Source organism: Pseudoalteromonas sp. S554, assembly GCF_005930865.1.
Lineage (GTDB): Bacteria > Pseudomonadota > Gammaproteobacteria > Enterobacterales > Alteromonadaceae > Pseudoalteromonas > Pseudoalteromonas marina.
The window spans coordinates 1-579 of record NZ_PNDV01000149.1; the positions used below are offsets into that span (position 1 = coordinate 1).

At 43.2% G+C, this 579-nt stretch carries 1 pseudogene; it reads left to right on the forward strand.

Features of this window, described 5'->3' with window-relative positions:
* Nucleotides 1-579: pseudogene (locus tag CWB65_RS19350) on the forward strand (IS3 family transposase); the annotation flags it as partial.

A 579-nucleotide genomic window follows, 5' to 3' on the forward strand; every position in this document is an offset into this window, starting at 1 on the left:
CGTTGGCGAAAAGAGTATCGAGAAGGTAAGTTTAAAAACACGCCGCGCCATCAAAGCAACAACAAAACAATGAGTAAACTCCCAACAAAAAAAGAGCTGGATAACATTCAAAAGCTTAAGAAAGAAAATGAGCGTCTCAAGCAGGAGAATGACCTGCTAAAAAAGTGGCAACGGTATCTGGCGGAAGTACATCAGAACGATTTGGATTCATCCAAAAGTTCGGACAAGCCTTAGGCGTCAAATACTTGTGTTCTTGGCTTAATGTGTCGCGTAGTGGGTTCTATGCTTGGCGTGAGCGTACAGTGTCAGCTAGAGCGCTGTCAGATGCTAATTTGTTGCTGAAGATAAAACACGTCTTCAATGTCAATCATCAAACCTATGGTAGCCCACGCGTATTTCATGCGCTAAAAAAAGAAGGTGTAAACACAAGCCAAAAACGTGTTGCCCGCTTAATGCGAGAAAACGGTTTAAGAGCTAGGGCGCTTAAGACTTACAGTAAACCGGCGAAGGTTAAGTTCTTTTATAAAGAGATAGAAAATAAACGCAAAGCATGTGAAAAGGCCACGGCAAGCCACCCGC